Here is a 17,564-nt window from a genome sequence, read left to right as displayed (position 1 = left end):
GGTGGGCGCGCAATGCGGCCTTATGTCGCATCGCCGGTGCGGTACCGTAAGTCTCGGCACCGTGCGACGGCCACCCGTACGGCGTGAATCGAAGACGGACAGCGGGGATGGGGTGCGGCGATTTGCCGCGGGTGGGCGGCGCGGGACTCAGTATCGTATGCCCGTGCTGTGAATCCAGCCCATCCAGTTGGCGAACAGGATGAGCAGGAACAGCGTCACCGACAGGCCGACGCGCACCATGAGCGAATGCACGGTGCGGTTCGATCGGCCCTTGTCCCGCATCATGAAAAACAATGCGGACGCCAGACTGCCGAGAATCAGGACGAAGGCGATGGCAACGATAATGCGCATGATCTGTCCGATGACGGGAATTCGTCATTATCAAGCAACGGACACGCGCTGGCACGCTGCAATGCAGTGTATTGCGCCGGCGTTCATTGCGCTGCCAGACAAGGAATGTACGTGTTGAAAACCCTCTTGCGCGGCATGCGTCCGGTGCCGGCGTTGCTGATTCTGCTGGGCGTGATGCTCACCGCAGCGCTCGGCGTGTGGCAGTATCAGCGCGCGCAGATGCGTCTGGCACGTCAGGCGCAGATCGAACAGGCGGAACATGCGCCGGTGATCGCGCTGGGCGCGCAGACCTATGCGCTGAGCGACGTGGCGAACCGGCGCGTGCGTGTCACGGGACGATTCCTGCAGAACCGCGTGGTGTATCTGGATAATCGTCCGCGCAACGAGTTGCCCGGGTTTTACGTGGTGATGGCGTTACAGACGGCGCCGGACCATGTGGTGCTCGTGAATCGCGGATGGCTGCCGCGCGATCTGCGCGATCGGGCTGCGATCATGCCGTATGCGACCCCGGCGGGCGACGTCACCATCGAGGGGCTTGCGCAACCCGACGCATCGCGTGCCTTCGAGTTGGGGCACGGTGGCTCGGCGGCAGGGCTGGTCATTCGGCAGAATCTCGATGTGGCGGATTACGCGCGCGAGACGTCGCTGCCGCTGCAACCGTTCGTCATCATGCAGACGAACGACACGGGCGATCATCTGCTGCGCGACTGGCCTGCGCCGGCGAATGGCGCGGATCGCAATTATGGCTATATGGCGCAATGGTTCGGCATGTCGCTGATCCTGGCGCTCCTGGGACTGCGTCTGGCTTATCGGCGCGGACGCCGGCTGGCGACAGCCATCGACCCCTTCAAGCGGGCATGAGGCGAGCATGAGTACAGAAGCGAGTGCCGGAAGTACGGGAAGCCCCGCCATCGATCCGACGCAACGACGCCGCGCGCGGCGCATGCTGGTGTTGTTGTTCGTGGTGTGTGCTGCGCCGGCAGTGGCGGCGTATCTGATGTATTACGTATTCAAGCCGCAAGGCGGCACGTCGGCGTATGGGAAGTTGATCGAACCGCAGCGGCCGCTGCCCGCGCTGACGGTGCGCGACGACGAGACGGGCGAGACGCTGCCGTTGTCGTCGCTCAAGGGCAAGTGGCTGATGATCAGCGCCGACACCGCCGCGTGTGACGAGAATTGCGTGAGCAAACTCTTCTATATGCGGCAGATCCGCGTGTTGCAGGGGAATGAGCGCACGCGAGTCGAAACCCTGTGGCTGGTGACGGACGATGCGCCCGTATCAGACAGGCTCGATGCGGCGTATGAAGATACGCGCCGTCTGCGGACCGATCCGGTTGCGCTGGCGTCGTGGCTGCCGACACAGGATGGCACTGGCCTGCGTGACCACATCTACCTGGTCGACCCGCTGGGCAACCTGATGATGGCGTTCCCGAAGCATGCCGATCCGGGCAAGATCAAGAGCGATCTGTCCCGACTGCTCAAATGGTCGGGTACGGGTTGAGGGGCGAGCCCCGCCATACAGACGATGGACGAGACCGGGCGCGATGGCGCACGGGACATGACGAAGAACTGACGTAAAACCGATGCTTTACCTTCTGGAACTGGGCTTCATCGGCCTGTGCATTGCGGTGCTGCCGCTCGGCTGGGTGCTGTTGCGCCGAGATGCGAACAAGTACCGCAAACTGGCCTGGGTGACGACCTTTCTTACGCTCGACCTGATCATGTTCGGCGGCTTTACGCGGCTCACGGATTCGGGGCTCGGGTGTCCCGACTGGCCGGGCTGCTATGGCACGTCGTCGCCGTTTGCCGCGCACGCCGACATTCACGCCGCGCAGTCCATGCTGCCGACCGGTCCGGTAACGTTCGTCAAAGCGTGGATCGAGATGATCCATCGGTACTTCGCCATGTCGGTGGGCGTGCTCATCATCGTGTTGATGGTGATGGCCTGGGTGAAGCGGCGCGAACTGAAGCAGTCGCCCTGGCTGGCCACGTGGCTGTTCGTTCTCGTGTGTGTTCAGGGAGCGTTCGGTGCGTGGACCGTCACGATGAAGCTCCAGCCGGTGATCGTGACTACGCATCTGATGTTGGCGCTCACTTTGCTGGGTTCGCTGACATGGCTGGCGTCGCGTCAAATGCCGACGACGAGCGTGGCGGCCGACCCGGGCGCGTTGCGCTGGCGTTGGGCGGCGCTGATCGGGCTGGCGTTGCTGGTGTTTCAGATTGCGCTCGGTGGCTGGGTGAGTACCAACTACGCCGTGTTGGCGTGTACCGATTTCCCGACCTGTCAGGGACAGTGGGTGCCGCCGATGGACTTCCACAACGGCTTCAGGCTCTGGCGCGAGCTAGGCAAGACCGCGGGCGGCGAGGTGATCCCGATGGATGCGCTCGTGGCGATCCACTGGGTGCACCGGACGTTTGCGGTGGTGGTGGTGGCGTATCTGGCGTGGTTGGCGAGCCGGCTGCGACGTCATGCCGCGCTCAGAAAACCGTCTATTCTGGTATTGATGCTGGTGTTCGTGCAGTTCGCGACGGGATTGTCGAACATCGTTTTCCAATGGCCGCTGCTCAACGCCATCGCTCATAACGGCGGGGCGGCCGTCCTGCTGCTGTTGCTCGTTATGTTAAACTACCGCATTCGCGCCGCCAGAACGGTGACGCCCATTGCGGCCGGCCTGACAGATCAGGCAGACCTTCCGGCCCGCCAGAAGCCCCTCCCGTCAGCGGAGCCGGCTACCGCACCACTCGCTGGCGCCCCGACTGGCTCGGCATAGCGCATTGCCTCTGAGTGTATGAAAAGCACGACCCTTCCCCATCCGCCGTCTAGCCGTATCGCACAATACTGGGCGTTGACCAAGCCCCGTGTGACGCAGCTCGCCGTCTTCTGCGCCGTCATCGGCATGTTCCTGTCCACGCGCGGTATGGTGCCGTGGCAGGTGCTGATCGGTGGCACCATCGGTATCTGGCTGCTCGCCGGGTCCGCCTTCGCCGTCAACTGTCTGATCGAACAACGTGTCGACGCCCTCATGCGCCGCACGGCGTGGCGCCCGTCGGCACGCGGCGAGATCGCTCCGTGGCAGATCATCGTCTTCTCGACGATCCTTGGCGCCGCCGGCATGGTGGTGCTCTACACGTTCACCAACGCGCTCACGATGTGGCTCACGCTCGCCACGTTCGTCGGCTACGCGCTGATCTACACCATCATTCTCAAGCCCTCCACGCCGCAGAACATTGTGATCGGCGGTGCGTCGGGCGCCATGCCGCCGGCCCTCGGCTGGGCCGCAGCGACCGGCGCCGTGCCGGCCGATGCGTGGATTCTGGTGCTCATCATCTTCGTCTGGACGCCTCCGCACTTTTGGGCGCTCGCGCTTTATCGCCGTCAGGATTACGTGAATTCGGGCTTGCCGATGCTGCCGATTACGCACGGCGAGAAGTACACGCGCCTGCAGATCCTGCTCTACAGCGTGGTGCTGTTCGCGGTGTCATTGCTGCCGTTTGCGCATCGTATGAGCGGCTACCTGTACCTCGTCTCGGCAGTGGTGCTCTCGGGCATCTTCCTTGGGTATGCGATCAAGCTGTGGCGCAACTATTCCGATGCGCTCTCGCGCTCGATGTTCCGCTACTCGATCGTCTACCTGTCGCTGCTGTTTGCGGCATTGCTGATCGATCACTACGTTCAGATCTTCCTGCTCGGCTGAGGCCGGGCGGTTCGGCCGCTGTGGTGTGAGTCACGAAGACAGGCGCGATACGGTATTCTTCACCGGCGCGCCTGTTGCATTTTTGGAAGGCGTTTTTCCATACGTTCTGGGGTCATTCGTTCATGAATCTTGCTGTCATCTGGTTGCGTCGCGCCATGCTGTTGATGGGGCTCACCGTGTTGCTCGCTGCGTGCGGCAAGGAAGGTCCTACGTTCCAGAGTCTGGATATCACCGGGAACAAGGAGTTCGCACAGGACTTCTCGTTGCAGGACCCTCAGGGCAAGACGCGCACGCTCGCCGATTACAAGGGCAAAGCCGTGGTGATGTTCTTCGGTTACACGCATTGTCCTGACGTTTGCCCGACGACGATGGCAGAACTCAACCAGGTGATGCAGAAGCTCGGCACCGACGCGCAGCGCGTGCAGGTGTTGTTCGTGACGGTGGATCCGCAGCGCGATACGCCGGAGCTGATGAGCCAGTACGTGCCTGCGTTCAACCCGGCATTCGTCGGCCTGCGCCCGGCAGACGACGCCGCGCTCAAGGCAGTGACCAAGTCGTTCCGCGTGGTGGTCAACAAGGTGGAAGGCTCGACGCCAAATAACTACACCATCGATCACACCGCCGGGATCTACGTCTTCGATCCGAACGGCCAGTTGCGTTTGTTCATGCGTCCGGACGAGCCGGTCGATGCGATGGCCAAGGATCTCAAGACGTTGCTGGGCTGAGGCCGCCACCGCATCGAGCCGTTTGGCCCGCATTCACTGGATCGGATGACAGCGCGTCAAGCGTTAAAGTGTCAAAGCGCCAGGACAAAAAAATCGCGCCCCGAGGGGCGCGATTTTTGTTTCCACCTTGTGCCAGCCAGGCTCAGCTACCTTCCTGACTGCGGCGTTCGAGGTCGTCATGCGCCTCGAACCACATCACGTTGATGATGCCGAACGCGAGCGCGAGGCCGAGGCCGAGAATCCAAGAGAAGTACCACATGTCGCGACTCCTTGATCAGTACATCGTGTGCGGGTTGTCGTTGACCGTCTCAATGGTGACGCGGCCACGAATGACGCGATACACCCAGCCGGTGTAGAGCAGAACGATCGGCAGGAAGACGATCACGGCGATCAACATGATTTGCAGCGTGAGCTGGCTCGAGGTGGCGTCCCACACCGTGAGGCTGCTGCCCGGCGCAGTGCCCGAGGGCATGACGAACGGGAACATCGAGAAGCCGGCGGTGAGGATGATCCCGGCCATCATCAGGCCAGTCACGACGAACGTCCACGCATAAGCCCGGCTGGTCGCGAGCATGGCCGCGAGCAAGGCGCACAGGCCGGCCACCACGGGCGCTGCAATCATCCACGGATACGTGTGATAGTTCGTGAGCCACAGGCCGGGGCCGGTCGTGACTTCCTTCAGCAACGGGTTGGCCGGCGAGTCGGTCGGGCCCATTTGCGTGATGGCGAAACCGTCGATATGCGTGGCGACGAGCACACCTGCCACGAGGAACAGCACCAGCGTGCCCAGCGCGGTGAGGCGCATGATCCGTCCGGCGCGCTCGGCCACGATCGGATCGGCTTTCATGCGCAGGTGCGCCGCGCCGTGCGTGACCAGCATCAGCACACTCACCAGACCGCACAGCAGCGCGAACGGGTTGAGCAACGCCCAGAACGAGCCGGTGTACGTCGAGCGCATGGTGTTGTCGAACGAGAACGGCAGGCCCAGCAGCAGGTTGCCGAAGGCCACACCGAACACGAGCGACGGCACCACGCTACCGACGAACAGCGCCCAGTCCCACGAATTGCGCCAGCGTGCGCTGGGCAGCTTGTTGCGATAGTCGAAGCCGACCGGACGCAAGAACAGCGCGAAGAGCACCAGCAGCAACGCCCAGTACAAACCGGAGAACGCTGCGGCGTAGACGAGCGGCCACGCGGCGAACATGGCCCCGCCTGCCGTCACGAACCACACCTGATTGCCTTCCCACGTGGGCGCCACGGTGTTGATGATGACGCGGCGTTCCGCGTCGGTTTTGCCGAGGAAGGGCAGCAGCGTGGCGGTGCCCATGTCGAAGCCGTCGAAGAAGGCGAAGCCGATCAGCAGCACGCCGACGAGCACCCACCAGATCAGCTTGAGTACGGTGTAATCGATCATCATGATGTCGTGTCTCCCTGACGATCAGACCGAAGCTACCGGACGGTCGCTGGCGATGGCCGCACCGTTCGTCGCTTCTGTCTCGAAGTGGTAGCGGCCGGTGTGCAGCGACGACGGGCCGAGCTTGACGTACTTCACCATCAGGAACATTTCAATGACGAGCAGCGCGGTATAGAAAATGATGAAGCCCGCGAGGCTCAGATAGAGGTCGCCTGCCGAGAGCGACGACGTTGAGAGGTGCGTCGGCAGAATGCCCGCAATGGTCCACGGCTGACGGCCCACTTCGGCAACAATCCAGCCGAATTCGGCGGCCAGCCACGGCAGCGGAATGGCCCATACGGTCCAGCGCAGGAACCAGGCCGAACGCGGCTTGAGCAGACGGCGGCGCGCGCACAGCCAGAAGGCCCACAGGAATGTGAAGAGGAACAGGAAGCCCAGGCCGACCATGATGCGGAACGACCAGAACACAGGCGCCACCGGCGGGATCGTGTCGTTGGCCGCCATATGGATCTGTTCCGGCGTGGCATCGACCACGTTTGGCGTGTATTTCTTGAGCAGCAAGCCGTAGCCGAGGTCGTCCTTGTACTTGTCGAACTCGGCGCGCACGGCCGGCGACTTGTCGCCGCCACGCAGCTTCTCGAGTGCTGCGAAGGCAATCATGCCGCGCTGAATGTTCTCCTTATGCTCGTCGCGCAACTGCGAGAGACCAATGACCGGTGTGTCGACCGAGCGCGTGGCAATCAGGCCCATCGCCCAGGGAATCTTCACGGCGTAGTCGGTGCGCTCTTCCTTCTGGTTCGGGAAGCCGAACAGCGTGAACGATGCGGGCGGCTTGGCCGTCTCCCATTCCGCTTCGATGGCGGCGAGCTTGACCTTCTGCACTTCGCCGGTGGTGTAGCCCGATTCGTCACCCAGCACGATGACCGAGAGTGTGGAGGCCAGCCCGAAGCCGGCTGCCACCGCGAACGAGCGCAGTGCGAACGGCACGTCGCGGCGCTTGAGCAGATACCACGCGGAGATGCCGAGCACGAACATCGCGGCGGTCACATAACCGGCCGAGAGTGTATGCACGAACTTCACCTGCGCCACCGGGTTGAAGATCACGTCCCAGATGCTGTTCAACTCCATGCGCATGGTTTCGTAGTTGAAGTGCGCACCGACCGGATTGTTCATCCAGCCGTTGGCGACGAGAATCCACAACGCCGAGAGGTTCGAGCCCAGCGCCACGGCAAACGTGGTCGCGAGGTGGCCAATGCGCGAGAGCTTGTTCCATCCGAAGAAGAACAAACCCACGAACGTGGCTTCCAGGAAGAACGCCATCAGACCTTCGATGGCGAGTGGCACGCCGAAGATGTCGCCGACGTAGTGCGAGTAGTAAGCCCAGTTTGTGCCGAACTGGAATTCGAGCGTGAGACCGGTGGTCACGCCCATCGCGAAGTTGATCAGGAAGAGCTTGCCCCAGAACTGGGTCATGTCCTTGTAGATCTGCTTGCCGGTCATCACGTAGACCGACTCCATGATGACAAGCAGCCAGGACAGGCCGAGCGTGAGCGGGACGAACAGAAAGTGATACAGCGCCGTTATGGCGAACTGCAGGCGCGAGAGGTCAACGACTTCGCTACTGATCATGGCGGACACCTTGACTTGGGGTAGGGGACTGCGCTTCGACGGCTTGCGGCCCGATGAGGGCGCGAGCCACGACGTCCGGCGGCAACTGCATGTGTTTGGCCATCGGGGCGTCGAAGAACGCGTGCTTCAATATGAACAGGAGTACTACCTTGATCGCAAGGACGATCAGGATTTCAACCATGAAACGGGAAGGGCGGGTGCGCCAGCGCCTGATCAGCCAGGCGACGATAGCGGCAGAGCGCGACGCCGCAACGGGCGCGGTCGGCGCGGGAGGCTTCAGACTGCTAGGAGAGTGGGTGTCCATCCGTGACGGCTCCTGGCGTCGAAAGTCGTGTCGTTGGAAACAGCGTCGACTTTCGGCGCATTTTGCCTTATCGCTTGAAAATGTCAAACCGCGGAGCACGGGGGCGGATGACACGCGGACGACACTGGTTCGATACGAATCCGCCACCGCGAGAGGTGGCCGGCGAGAAGCGAGTTCGAGACAAGGTTCCGACGCGGCGAACGGCCCCCGGGCCGTCCTTCGCACGTAGCATGGCCACGTACGAGTCGATTCTATCGACCGGCCGTCCGGGCGACCTTGCGATGCATCAAGTCCGATGCAGATGACCGGTGAACTTTCGAAGTCCAATAAAAAAGCCCCGTGAGTCTCACGGGGCTTCGGTGTCGGCGGTGAACGGCCGGCGGTGATCCGGCGGGGCGTGTGGCAATTTGTCGCGTTGCCGCCGCCCGTCCGATCAAAACATTACGCGAAAGCTTGCAGCGCGCCTTTCATCTTCTTCATGGCGGCGACTTCGATCTGACGGATGCGCTCGGCGGACACGCCGAATTCGTCTGCCAGTTCGTGCAGCGTGGCGCCGCCGCTGCCATCGTCGGCGACCGACAACCAGCGCGCTTCGATAATGCGGCGGCTGCGCGAGTCGAGGCGGGCGAGCGCCGTTTGCAGACCGTCGCTTTGCAGATGGTCGCGCTCGCGCGCGGCAATCACGGCGGTCGGCTCCTGGTGCGAGTCGGCGAGGTACGCGATGGGAGCGAAGCTTGCGCTGTCGCCGTCGTCGCTGTGACCCTCAAGGGCGATATCGCCGCCCGACATGCGCGTTTCCATCTCGATGACATCTTCGCGCTTCACGTTCAGATCGCGTGCGACCTGATCGATCTCTTCCGGCGTGAACGCCTGCAGGCCTTGCTTCTGGCTGCGCAGGTTGAAGAACAGCTTGCGCTGGGCCTTGGTCGTGGCGACCTTGACCGTGCGCCAGTTGCGCAGCACGTATTCGTGAATCTCGGCCTTGATCCAATGCATGGCATACGATACGAGTCGTACACCCTGGGTCGGATCGAAGCGCTTCACGGCCTTCATCAGGCCGATGTTGCCTTCCTGAATCAGGTCGGCGTGCGGCAGACCATAGCCGAGGTAGTTACGCGCGATCGAGACCACCAGTCGCAGGTGCGAGAGCACGAGCTGACGGGCAGCTTCGAGGTCGTCGTTTTCACGCAGGCGCTTGGCGAGCGACTGCTCTTCCTCGGCGGTGAGCATCGGAATGCGATGGACAGCCTGAATATAGCTGTCGATATTGCCCAGACTGCCCGGCAGCATCAATGCCGACGGGGCGAGAGCAAGGGCACGAGAATTCGGCGCCGTGCCGGTGGCCGGCGTCGTCGGATGCAAAGTGGCGGCAGTACTCAAGTGGTGGACTCCTGGTTAGCCTCTGGGAAAGCATTTTAGCACTCTCTTTCGATGAGTGCTAAAGACGTTAGAACCCTTACAGGGCGGGAAGTTTCCGGCGCCTCGGGGTTTTCCAGCACCCCCCGTAAAACCGGAGAAGTCACTGGCGCAAACGTCGCGTGGATGGTGTAAATTGCAACCCAAGTCGCGAGCGTTTGGGGTCGGCGAAGACGGGAGGGCAACATGGCGGGAAAGCATATTGACGTAGTGCGCGAGCGTGAATCGGCGCGCTTCGACGCAATGGTCGAGGGCGACGTCGAACAACTCGACGCTCTCCTGGCAGACGGCCTTCACTACGTTCATTCGAACGGCAAACGCGAAACCAAGCGCGAATTTCTCGACGCCCTGACCTCGGGCCGCCGTCGATATCTGGACATCGATATCCGGGCGCAGGAGCTGCGCCAGTTTGGCGACACCGTGGTCGTAACCGGCAAGCTCAAAATCGAACTGGAAACCGCAACCGGCTCGCTCGAGTCGCAAATGGCCTATACGGCAGTCCATGTACTGGAAGCCGACGAATGGCACCTCATCTCCTGGCAAGCGACCCGCATGGCATCGGCCGAATGAAGCGGGCAGCGTAGGCTGGCCGCTCCAACCGTTCTAGGCGCTATCTCGCCCGGTACTCGCCCGGTACTCGCCGGGCGTCCTCTCCGAACAAAATATTTGATTGATTTCGGTACAAAATGTTCCGAAAATTATTTAATTTGCTGGTTTCGTGCAGTTTGGCGTCAAATTCGAGCAAATCTGGTTTTGTCACGTCCGGATATCGATCGAATATCGCGTGAATCGCCGATGACCAAGCCCGGGGCATTCAGCGCGAGATCTCCAGCCCCAGTGCCTGACGAATCACTTCGATCTGCCGGGCAATCGGCGCGGGCACGTCGACATCACCCGCCAGCACCGCTTCAATCCATCGGGCAGTGACTGCTGCATCGGCCGCAGGCAGCGCCGGCGGCGCGCTCGTGGCGCCTTCCTCCGCCGATTGCCACAGCCGGTATGCCCCGTCACAGAAGCCGTCGATGGCGGCCTGACGGCGGGCATCGGCGACCGGCTCGCCTTCTGTGCCACGGGCGAGCAGCACGCCGGGCGCCGGACTGTTGGCGGCGTCGGCGAACATTTCACTGAGCGTTTCCCGGTATTCGGGATGCGTGTAATTCACGAGACGCAGCGCCGGGCCCGCAAACGGCTGCAACAACTTCACCACCGTATGGCCGGAGTTGCGAACGCCTAGCACGGCCCGCATCTCCAGCAACCGCTCCAGCGCGGGCGAGAGGGCGGCAATCGGCAGATAGGCGACGCGGCGCGCCTGCAACGCGGCTTCGGCCTCGGCGGCCGAGCGACAGGCGGCATGGCCCAATTCCGCGAAGATCGCCTGCGTGCCGACCCGATTCGCTCCGCTGTGATGCTGGCCGTGCACGAGCACCGGAATGCCGTCGCGCGCGAGCAGCAACGCCAGCAGCGGCGTGAGATTCGGTTGCTTGCGTGCGCCGTTGTAGCTGGGCAGCAGGACGGGCGGCGGCGCGTCGGTCGGCGCGGTGAGGGGCGTGAACGTCGCGTGCGCGGCGTCGAGCATCGCGCGCAGCTCGACGGGCGTTTCGCCCTTGATGCGATAGGCGATCAGTACCCCGCCGAGTTCCGCCGGCGCCACACGGTCGGCGAGAATGGCGTCGAACAACGTGCGGGTCTCGTCGGCGCTGAGCGGCCGAGCGCCTTTCGCCCCTCGGGCGATGGTTTTGAGCAGCGGCGCGCAGGCAAAGGGGGCGGCAGAGGTCATGACACTTGGCGGCAGGAATTCGTACCCGTTCATCATACGCAATCGGGTGTCCCTGGAGCCAGCGCTTGAAGTACCATCTCGTGTTCAGACGCGAGTGATTCGAGCGATTTCACACCCTGCGCGTCTTTCCACATTCCGCTTTCGAGGTCTGCCATGTCCACGCTGTACAGCTATTTCCGCAGTTCCGCCGCGTATCGTGTGCGGATCGCCCTGAATCTGAAGGGGCTCGATTACGACACAGTGCCCGTGCATCTGGTGCGTGACGGCGGCGAACAGCTCAAGCCGGCGTACCGCGCGCTCAACGTCAACGGGTTGGTGCCGACGTTCATCGACGGCAACGCAAACATTCACCAGTCGCTCGCCATCATTGAGTATCTGGAAGACGTGCATCCGACGCCCGCGCTTCTGCCGTCCGATCCGGTGGCCCGTGCTCAGGTGCGAGCGCTCGCGCTGGATATTGCCGCCGACATCCACCCGATCGACAACCTGCGCGTGCTGCGTTATCTCAAGCACGATCTGGGCGTGAGCGACGCGCAGAAGGACGCCTGGTACGTTCACTGGATCGTTGAGGGGTTCAAGGCGCTGGAAGCGCGACTGGCGGCGCAACGCTCGCCGGGCAAGTTCGTCTTCGGCGACACACCCACACTGGCCGATTGCTGTCTCGTGCCTCAGGTCTACAACGCAAACCGTTTCAAGGTGGACATGACGCCGTTCCCGCGTATTGCCGCCATCAACACTCACTGCCAGACGCTCGACGCTTTCCGTCGCGCCGCGCCCGAAGCGCAACCCGACGCTGAGTAAGGTCATGCTCGACCCGGCTTTCTGGCGGGGCATGGCGCTTGGCGCCAGCCTCATCATGGCGATCGGTGCGCAGAACGCGTTTGTGCTACGGCAGGGCATTCTGAAGCGTCACGTGGGCGTGGTCGTGGCCGTGTGCGCCATTTGCGACATGGTGCTGATCGCGGCAGGCGTTGCCGGAATGGGCGGCCTCATCGCCGCGTATCCGCGCTTTCTTACGGCGGTTACGTGGGGTGGTGCGGCGTTCCTGTTCTGGTATGGCCTGCGCGCCTGGCGTGCGGCGTTTCGCGGCGCTGGCGCGTTGCAGGCCGACGGCAGCCGCGCCGCCACGCAGGACATGACCTGGCAACGCGCGTTCGTCCTGGTGCTGATGCTCTCGCTGCTCAATCCCCACGTCTATCTCGACACGGTGATTCTGCTCGGCGGTATTGGGGCGCGAGAAACGCCGCCGGGCAATGTCTGGTTCGCAGCAGGCGCGATGACCGCGTCAGTGCTGTGGTTCACCGTGCTTGGCTACGGTGCCCGATTGCTTGCGCCGCTGTTCGCGCGCGCACGGGCATGGCAGATCCTCGACGGCGTAGTCGGCACGATGATGTGGGGGCTCTGCGCAGGGCTCGTCGCCCAGCAGTTGTAGCGCTTCGTTCGACGGCAGGCGTCCGGCGGGAAGGTTGAGTGACCATCCGCTTGCGTTGCCCGAATCCGCCGCTCGCCTCCATCGCGCGAAAAATAAAGACAAACGGCCCGCCAAGCGGAAATGGCGGGCCGTTTGTCTTTTCGCGTGTGTGGCGACGCGTGTTGCCGGAGGCGTTTATCCCAGCAGGGCGTCTGCGAACTCGCGGGCCGAGAATGGTTGCAGGTCTTCGACCTTTTCCCCCACGCCGATGAAGTACACCGGTACCGGACGTTGCCGCGCGATCGCGGCGAGAATGCCGCCTTTGGCCGTGCCGTCGAGCTTCGTGACGATGAGGCCGGTGAGTTGCAGCGCGTCGTCGAATGCCTTGACCTGTGTGAGGGCGTTTTGCCCCGTATTGGCGTCGATCACGAGCAGCACTTCGTGCGGCGCGCCGTCGGCGGCCTTGGCCAGCACGCGCTTGATCTTCTTCAACTCCTCCATCAGATGCAACTGTGTCGGCAACCGGCCGGCCGTGTCTGCCATCACGATGTCGATCTTGCGGGCGCGCGCGGCATTCACGGCGTCGAATACGACAGCGGCAGGGTCTCCGCTCTCTTGCGAGACAACGGCGACGTTGTTGCGCTCGCCCCAGATCGTCAGTTGCTCGCGGGCAGCCGCACGGAAAGTGTCACCTGCGGCGAGCAGCACGGACTGGTTGTAGTGCTGGAAGTGTTTGGCGAGCTTGCCAATGCTTGTCGTCTTTCCGGCACCGTTCACGCCTGCGATCATCACGACCATCGGCGCGTCGCGACCGAGCACGAGGCTTTGCTCAAGCGGCCGGAGCAAATCGATCAACAGATCGTGAAGTGCGCGCTTGACCTGCTCGCCTTCGGTCAGCCGTTCGGACTTGACCTTCTTGCGCAGCGCCTCGATGAGGAACCTGGTGGCTTCGACGCCGGCATCGCTCATCAGCAACGCGTCTTCGAGTTCTTCGAACAGGTTTTCGTCGACCTTCACGCCGACGAAAATGCCGGTGAGGCCTGCGCTCGTCTTCGACAGTCCGGCCTTCAGACGTGTGAGCCACGACCGTTTCGCGGCGGGTGCCGGTGCGGGCGCAGCGACGATCTCGCCGATGGCTTCGCCGTGCGAATCCTTTACAACGACAGGTGCCGGGGCCGGGGGCGCTGGTTCGGCAGGTGCTACCGGCTCGGGCGCGACTTGCGGAACGTCGGGGGCCGCGAGCGGTGCCTGCGCGTCGAGTTTTGGGACATGTGCCGGAGCCGGCTCGGAATGTGCTGTATTTTCAACCGGGTTGGCGGGCGCACGCGGGGCCTCCACTGGTGCGGCGGAGGCAGGCTGTGCAACGACCGCCGGCGCGGCGGGAGCCGTGGGGGCTGCGGGTGCGGTAGCGGCTGTGGCGGCCGGCGGTGTCGGAGCCGTTGGCGCAACCGTGGCGGGCTGGGCCTGCGCGGCCTCGGCCTTCGGGGCCGTGCTTTCCACCGGCGTGACCGACGATTCTGGCGTTTCCGGCAATGCTGCCGATTCGACGGATTCTGGCGATTCGGGGCTCGTCTCGGCGGCCTTGTTACCGCCCGACTTGAAGCGCTTGAAGAAGCTGAACATGGGGTGAAGAACTCGACGTGGGCGCGCGCAGTCGGTGCGCGTCTGTGATTTGTCTTGCCATTCGCGCCGCACAAAACGCCCTACAATGGGCGAGTCGTTATTTCCGACGCGGGAAATGCGACGTATTTTATCAGACGCGTATCGACGTCCATCACGGGCGAAAGGGGATCCATGACGGGAACCATGCGCTGGCGACATGCCTTGGTCGGACTGACCTTGGCCGGTGTGATGAGCCTGAGCCACGCTGCGGACACTACGGGCAGCAAAACTACGGACAACACTTCGGAATTCACGCTATCGAACGGCCTGAGGCTGATCGTGCGCGAAGATCATCGGGCGCCGACGGTCGCCCACGTGGTCTGGTACCGCGCCGGCTCGCTCGACGAGTTCAATGGCACGACGGGGGTGGCCCACGCGCTCGAACACATGATGTTCAAGGGCACCAGAACGGTCGGGCCGGGACAGTTTTCGCGTCAGGTCGCAGCCCTTGGCGGTCGCGAGAATGCGTTCACCAGCAAGGACTACACGGGCTATTTCGAGCAGACGGAGAAGTCGCGTTTGCCTGAGATGATGCGTCTCGAAGCCGATCGCATGGCCAACCTGTCGCTTACGGCCGACGAGTTTGCCAAAGAGATTCAGGTGGTCATGGAAGAGCGCCGTCTTCGCACGGACGACCAGCCGCGCGCATTGCTCTACGAGCAGTTGATGGCCACGGCGCTTATCGCCAATCCGTATCGCCGCCCGATCGTCGGCTGGATGGACGACCTGCAGCACATGACCGTGCAGGATACGCGCGACTGGTACGAGCGTTGGTACGCACCGAACAACGCCGTGGTGGTCGTGAGCGGCGATGTGGACCCGGCGCAGGTCAAGCAACTTGCCGAGAAGTACTACGGCCCGCTCAAGCAGCGTGCGTTGCCGGAGCGCCGTCCGCAGACCGAGCCGGCACAACTGGGTGTGCGCCGGATATTCGTGAAGGCACCCGCCGAGAATCCGCATGTGATGCTTGCGTGGCGCGCGCCGCGTCTGGCCGACATCGAGAAGGATGACGACGTGTATGCGCTGCAAGTGCTCGCCGCCGTACTCGACGGTTACGGCAATGCGCGTCTGACGAGTCGTCTGGTTCGCGAGCAGCGCATCGCCAACGATGTCGGTGCCGGATACGACGGCGTGGGCCGGGGTCCGCAGTTCTTCATTCTCGATGGCACGCCCGCACAGGGCAAGACACCCGAGCAGATCGAGAAAGCGTTGCGTGCGCAGGTGGCCGACATTGCCGCGCACGGCGTGACGGAGGCCGAGCTGGGGCGTGTGAAGGCGCAGGTGGTGGCTTCGCAGATCTACAAGCGCGACTCGGTGTTCGGTCAGGCGATGGAAATCGGGCTGAACGAAATGTCGGGCATTTCGTGGCGGAAGATCGATCGCATGCTTGAAAAGGTGAAGGCGGTGACGCCTGCGCAGGTGCAGGCGGTGGCTGGCAAGTACTTCGGCGACGAGTCTCTGACCGTGGCAACGCTGGTGCCGCAGCCGATCGACGAAGCGACACGCAAGCGCCGCGCCCAAGGGTCGGAAGACCTGAAGAACATGCGCTGAGAGAGGCCACACGATGATGAAAATTTCCGCACTGTTACGTGCGATTTCCATGCCTGCGCGTACGGGCTTGCTGGCAAGCGTTGTCGCAGGCGCCCTTGTCGCGGTCGTGCCGCTGAGCGCCCGGGCGGCGCTGCCGATCCAGAGTTGGATTTCGCCGTCGGGCGCCAAGGTCCTGCTGGTGGAGAGCCGTTCGATTCCGATGATCGACGTGAACATCGATTTCGATGCAGGCAGCCGCTACGATCCGCCGGGCAAGTCCGGACTGGCGCTATTCACGGCCGGTTTGCTCGATGCCGGAGCGTCGGCCGCGGGCGGCCGTCCGGCGTTGAGCGAAGCGCAGATTGCCGACCGCTTTGCCGACGTCGGGGCCATGGAGTCGACGAGCGCAGGACGCGACGCCGCGACCGTCACCATGCGTACGCTGTCCTCGGCGACCGAGCGTGACGCCGCCGTCAGCACCCTGGCGCAGTTCCTGCAACATCCCACGTTCCCCGACGCGGTGCTCAAACGTGAAGCGGCGCGTTTGGCCGCAGCCATTGCCGAGGCCGATACGAAGCCCGAGGCGATTGCCGAGAAGGCGTTTCGCAGCGCGATTTACGGCAGCCATCCCTACGGCGTGAGCCCGACGGTGGCCAGCGTCAAGGCGGTGAAGCGTGACGATCTGATACGTTTCTACCGAGACATGTATAGCCCGAAGCGCGCGGTCGTCACGATCGTGGGCGACATCGATCGTGCGCAGGCGGAGAAGCTTGTCGCCACGCTGACCGATGCCATGCCGGCAGGTGTGACACCGCCGGCAATGCCGCCGGTGGCGGCGCTGCGAAGTGCCGTGCAGATCGATCTGCCGCACCCGGCCGAACAGGCGCATATCGTGACCGGGCAGGCATCGGTTGCCCGGAGCGATCCCGACTACTTCCCATTGCTCGTGGGGAACTACGTACTGGGCGGCGGGGGGTTTGTGTCGCGTCTGACGGCGGAAGTGCGCGAGAAGCGCGGGCTGACGTACGGTGTGTCGAGTGGTTTCGTCCCGCAGTTGCAGGAAGGGCCGTTCGAGATCAGCTTGCAGACACGTCGCGAGCAAGCCCCCGAGGCGCTCAAGGTCGTGCGTGAAACGCTCGCCAGGTTCGTGCAGGACGGGCCGACCGATGCGGAGATGCAGGCCGCGAAGGACAACCTGACCAATGGCTTCCCGCTGCGTCTCGACAGCAATCGCAAGTTGCTGGCTAACGTTGCCGCCATCGGCTTCTACAATCTGCCGCTGGACTACCTCGACACATGGACCCGCAAAGTCGAAGCCGTAACGGCTGCGCAGGTGCGCGATGCCTTTGTGCGTCATGTACAGCCGGAGCGGCTTGTCACGGTCGTCGTTGGCCCGAGCAATGTCTTCGGTGCGGCTAGCGCCGGGGCGGCTGCGCCGAGCGGCAAACCGGAAGCGGCCACGAAGGCAAAGTAGCCGGCGTCAGTCTACGTCAGTCGACATGAGTGGCTGTGTCGCAGCCCCTTGCGACACACGTTACCAACACACGTTACCGACGCGCGCGGCGAACGAAAAACGGCACCGGAGCGATTCCCGGTGCCGTTTTTCTTTTGGCACGATTAGCGTACCGAGGACGCAACGCTTGCTACCGC

Annotated in this window: 18 protein-coding genes; 10 read left to right on the top strand and 8 right to left on the bottom strand. The window is 63.3% G+C overall.

The genetic code is table 11. From position 1 onward, the window contains the following. Positions 1–147 precede the first annotated feature (147 nt). Complete coding sequence (locus AT395_RS22415; protein WP_023597799.1) at positions 148–351, bottom strand: twin transmembrane helix small protein; 204 nt, start codon at positions 349–351, stop codon at positions 148–150. A gap of 135 nt (positions 352–486) precedes the next feature. Here AT395_RS22415 and AT395_RS22410 point away from each other — a divergent pair, with 135 nt between their 5' ends. From AT395_RS22410 to AT395_RS22390, 5 genes are all read left to right on the top strand, one after another. After that, positions 487–1,212, top strand: a complete 726-nt coding sequence (locus tag AT395_RS22410) for an SURF1 family protein (RefSeq protein WP_042117792.1) — start codon at positions 487–489, stop codon at positions 1,210–1,212. Between the two features lie 7 nt (positions 1,213–1,219). Continuing rightward, positions 1,220–1,852 carry an SCO family protein gene (locus AT395_RS22405; protein ID WP_048628602.1) on the top strand — a complete coding sequence of 211 codons (633 nt, stop codon included), beginning with the start codon at positions 1,220–1,222 and terminating at the stop codon, positions 1,850–1,852. Positions 1,853–1,934: 82 nt separating this feature from the next. Then, positions 1,935–3,122, top strand: a complete 1,188-nt coding sequence (locus AT395_RS22400) for a COX15/CtaA family protein (RefSeq protein WP_048628603.1) — start codon at positions 1,935–1,937, stop codon at positions 3,120–3,122. 18 nt (positions 3,123–3,140) lie between these two features. Then, a complete protein-coding gene (cyoE, locus tag AT395_RS22395; RefSeq protein ID WP_042114279.1) occupies positions 3,141–4,046 on the top strand; it encodes a heme o synthase in 906 nt (301 codons plus the stop codon). A 122-nt stretch (positions 4,047–4,168) separates the two neighbouring features. Continuing rightward, positions 4,169–4,771, top strand: coding sequence for an SCO family protein (locus tag AT395_RS22390; protein ID WP_042117794.1), 603 nt, complete (start codon positions 4,169–4,171; stop codon positions 4,769–4,771). A 142-nt stretch (positions 4,772–4,913) separates the two neighbouring features. Here the strand turns inward: AT395_RS22390 and cydX are convergent, their stop codons facing one another. The 5 genes from cydX to rpoH form a co-directional block, all read right to left on the bottom strand. Further along, positions 4,914–5,030, bottom strand: coding sequence for a cytochrome bd-I oxidase subunit CydX (cydX, locus tag AT395_RS22385; protein WP_042114280.1), 117 nt, complete (start codon positions 5,028–5,030; stop codon positions 4,914–4,916). A 15-nt stretch (positions 5,031–5,045) separates the two neighbouring features. Continuing rightward, on the bottom strand, positions 5,046–6,182 hold the full coding sequence (gene cydB, locus AT395_RS22380) for a cytochrome d ubiquinol oxidase subunit II (protein ID WP_048628769.1): 1,137 nt from the start codon (positions 6,180–6,182) through the stop codon (positions 5,046–5,048). 27 nt (positions 6,183–6,209) lie between these two features. Next, entirely contained in the window at positions 6,210–7,814 is a 1,605-nt protein-coding gene (locus AT395_RS22375; RefSeq protein ID WP_042114282.1) for a cytochrome ubiquinol oxidase subunit I, read from the bottom strand. Then, on the bottom strand, positions 7,804–8,118 hold the full coding sequence (gene cydP / locus AT395_RS22370) for a cytochrome oxidase putative small subunit CydP (RefSeq protein ID WP_052765480.1): 315 nt from the start codon (positions 8,116–8,118) through the stop codon (positions 7,804–7,806). Before cydP ends, AT395_RS22375 begins: the two co-directional genes overlap by 11 nt. A 441-nt stretch (positions 8,119–8,559) precedes the next feature. Next, positions 8,560–9,498, bottom strand: a complete 939-nt coding sequence (gene rpoH, locus AT395_RS22365; RefSeq protein ID WP_048628604.1) for an RNA polymerase sigma factor RpoH — start codon at positions 9,496–9,498, stop codon at positions 8,560–8,562. A 222-nt stretch (positions 9,499–9,720) separates the two neighbouring features. Here rpoH and AT395_RS22360 point away from each other — a divergent pair, with 222 nt between their 5' ends. Further along, complete coding sequence (locus tag AT395_RS22360; protein ID WP_039365500.1) at positions 9,721–10,104, top strand: nuclear transport factor 2 family protein; 384 nt, start codon at positions 9,721–9,723, stop codon at positions 10,102–10,104. A 244-nt stretch (positions 10,105–10,348) separates the two neighbouring features. Here AT395_RS22360 and ybiB read toward each other — a convergent pair whose 3' ends face one another. After that, positions 10,349–11,347, bottom strand: a complete 999-nt coding sequence (gene ybiB / locus AT395_RS22355) for a DNA-binding protein YbiB (protein WP_231586176.1) — start codon at positions 11,345–11,347, stop codon at positions 10,349–10,351. A 117-nt stretch (positions 11,348–11,464) separates the two neighbouring features. Between ybiB and maiA the strand changes: the two genes are divergently transcribed. Together maiA and AT395_RS22345 are read left to right on the top strand one after the other, a co-directional pair. Next, a complete protein-coding gene (maiA, locus tag AT395_RS22350) occupies positions 11,465–12,112 on the top strand; it encodes a maleylacetoacetate isomerase (RefSeq protein WP_048628605.1) in 648 nt (215 codons plus the stop codon). 4 nt (positions 12,113–12,116) lie between these two features. Then, positions 12,117–12,743, top strand: coding sequence for a LysE/ArgO family amino acid transporter (locus AT395_RS22345; RefSeq protein WP_042114285.1), 627 nt, complete (start codon positions 12,117–12,119; stop codon positions 12,741–12,743). A 174-nt stretch (positions 12,744–12,917) separates the two neighbouring features. Here AT395_RS22345 and ftsY read toward each other — a convergent pair whose 3' ends face one another. After that, on the bottom strand, positions 12,918–14,345 hold the full coding sequence (gene ftsY, locus AT395_RS22340) for a signal recognition particle-docking protein FtsY (RefSeq protein ID WP_072632901.1): 1,428 nt from the start codon (positions 14,343–14,345) through the stop codon (positions 12,918–12,920). 171 nt (positions 14,346–14,516) lie between these two features. Between ftsY and AT395_RS22335 the strand changes: the two genes are divergently transcribed. After that, positions 14,517–15,935 (top strand): M16 family metallopeptidase, encoded by a 1,419-nt coding sequence (locus AT395_RS22335; protein WP_053086345.1) that lies wholly within the window; start codon positions 14,517–14,519, stop codon positions 15,933–15,935. Positions 15,936–15,948: 13 nt separating this feature from the next. Continuing rightward, on the top strand, positions 15,949–17,388 hold the full coding sequence (locus tag AT395_RS22330; protein WP_042114288.1) for a M16 family metallopeptidase: 1,440 nt from the start codon (positions 15,949–15,951) through the stop codon (positions 17,386–17,388). Positions 17,389–17,564 lie beyond the last annotated feature (176 nt).

The organism is Pandoraea apista (genome assembly GCF_001465595.2).
Lineage (GTDB): Bacteria > Pseudomonadota > Gammaproteobacteria > Burkholderiales > Burkholderiaceae > Pandoraea > Pandoraea apista.
This window is presented reverse-complemented; position numbering and strand designations above follow the sequence as displayed.

Excerpts from the sequence above, each read along its gene's own strand:
- AT395_RS22415 (WP_023597799.1), bottom strand. The coding sequence starts at position 351 with ATGCGCATTATCGTTGCCATCGCCTTCGTCCTGATTCTCGGCAGTCTG.
- AT395_RS22410 (WP_042117792.1), top strand. The coding sequence starts at position 487 with ATGCGTCCGGTGCCGGCGTTGCTGATTCTGCTGGGCGTGATGCTCACC.
- AT395_RS22405 (WP_048628602.1), top strand. The coding sequence starts at position 1,220 with ATGAGTACAGAAGCGAGTGCCGGAAGTACGGGAAGCCCCGCCATCGAT.
- AT395_RS22400 (WP_048628603.1), top strand. The coding sequence starts at position 1,935 with ATGCTTTACCTTCTGGAACTGGGCTTCATCGGCCTGTGCATTGCGGTG.
- cyoE (WP_042114279.1), top strand. The coding sequence starts at position 3,141 with ATGAAAAGCACGACCCTTCCCCATCCGCCGTCTAGCCGTATCGCACAA.
- AT395_RS22390 (WP_042117794.1), top strand. The coding sequence starts at position 4,169 with ATGAATCTTGCTGTCATCTGGTTGCGTCGCGCCATGCTGTTGATGGGG.
- cydX (WP_042114280.1), bottom strand. The coding sequence starts at position 5,030 with ATGTGGTACTTCTCTTGGATTCTCGGCCTCGGCCTCGCGCTCGCGTTC.
- AT395_RS22375 (WP_042114282.1), bottom strand. The coding sequence starts at position 7,814 with ATGATCAGTAGCGAAGTCGTTGACCTCTCGCGCCTGCAGTTCGCCATA.
- cydP (WP_052765480.1), bottom strand. The coding sequence starts at position 8,118 with ATGGACACCCACTCTCCTAGCAGTCTGAAGCCTCCCGCGCCGACCGCG.
- AT395_RS22360 (WP_039365500.1), top strand. The coding sequence starts at position 9,721 with ATGGCGGGAAAGCATATTGACGTAGTGCGCGAGCGTGAATCGGCGCGC.
- ybiB (WP_231586176.1), bottom strand. The coding sequence starts at position 11,347 with ATGATGAACGGGTACGAATTCCTGCCGCCAAGTGTCATGACCTCTGCC.
- maiA (WP_048628605.1), top strand. The coding sequence starts at position 11,465 with ATGTCCACGCTGTACAGCTATTTCCGCAGTTCCGCCGCGTATCGTGTG.
- AT395_RS22345 (WP_042114285.1), top strand. The coding sequence starts at position 12,117 with ATGCTCGACCCGGCTTTCTGGCGGGGCATGGCGCTTGGCGCCAGCCTC.
- ftsY (WP_072632901.1), bottom strand. The coding sequence starts at position 14,345 with ATGTTCAGCTTCTTCAAGCGCTTCAAGTCGGGCGGTAACAAGGCCGCC.
- AT395_RS22335 (WP_053086345.1), top strand. The coding sequence starts at position 14,517 with ATGACGGGAACCATGCGCTGGCGACATGCCTTGGTCGGACTGACCTTG.
- AT395_RS22330 (WP_042114288.1), top strand. The coding sequence starts at position 15,949 with ATGATGAAAATTTCCGCACTGTTACGTGCGATTTCCATGCCTGCGCGT.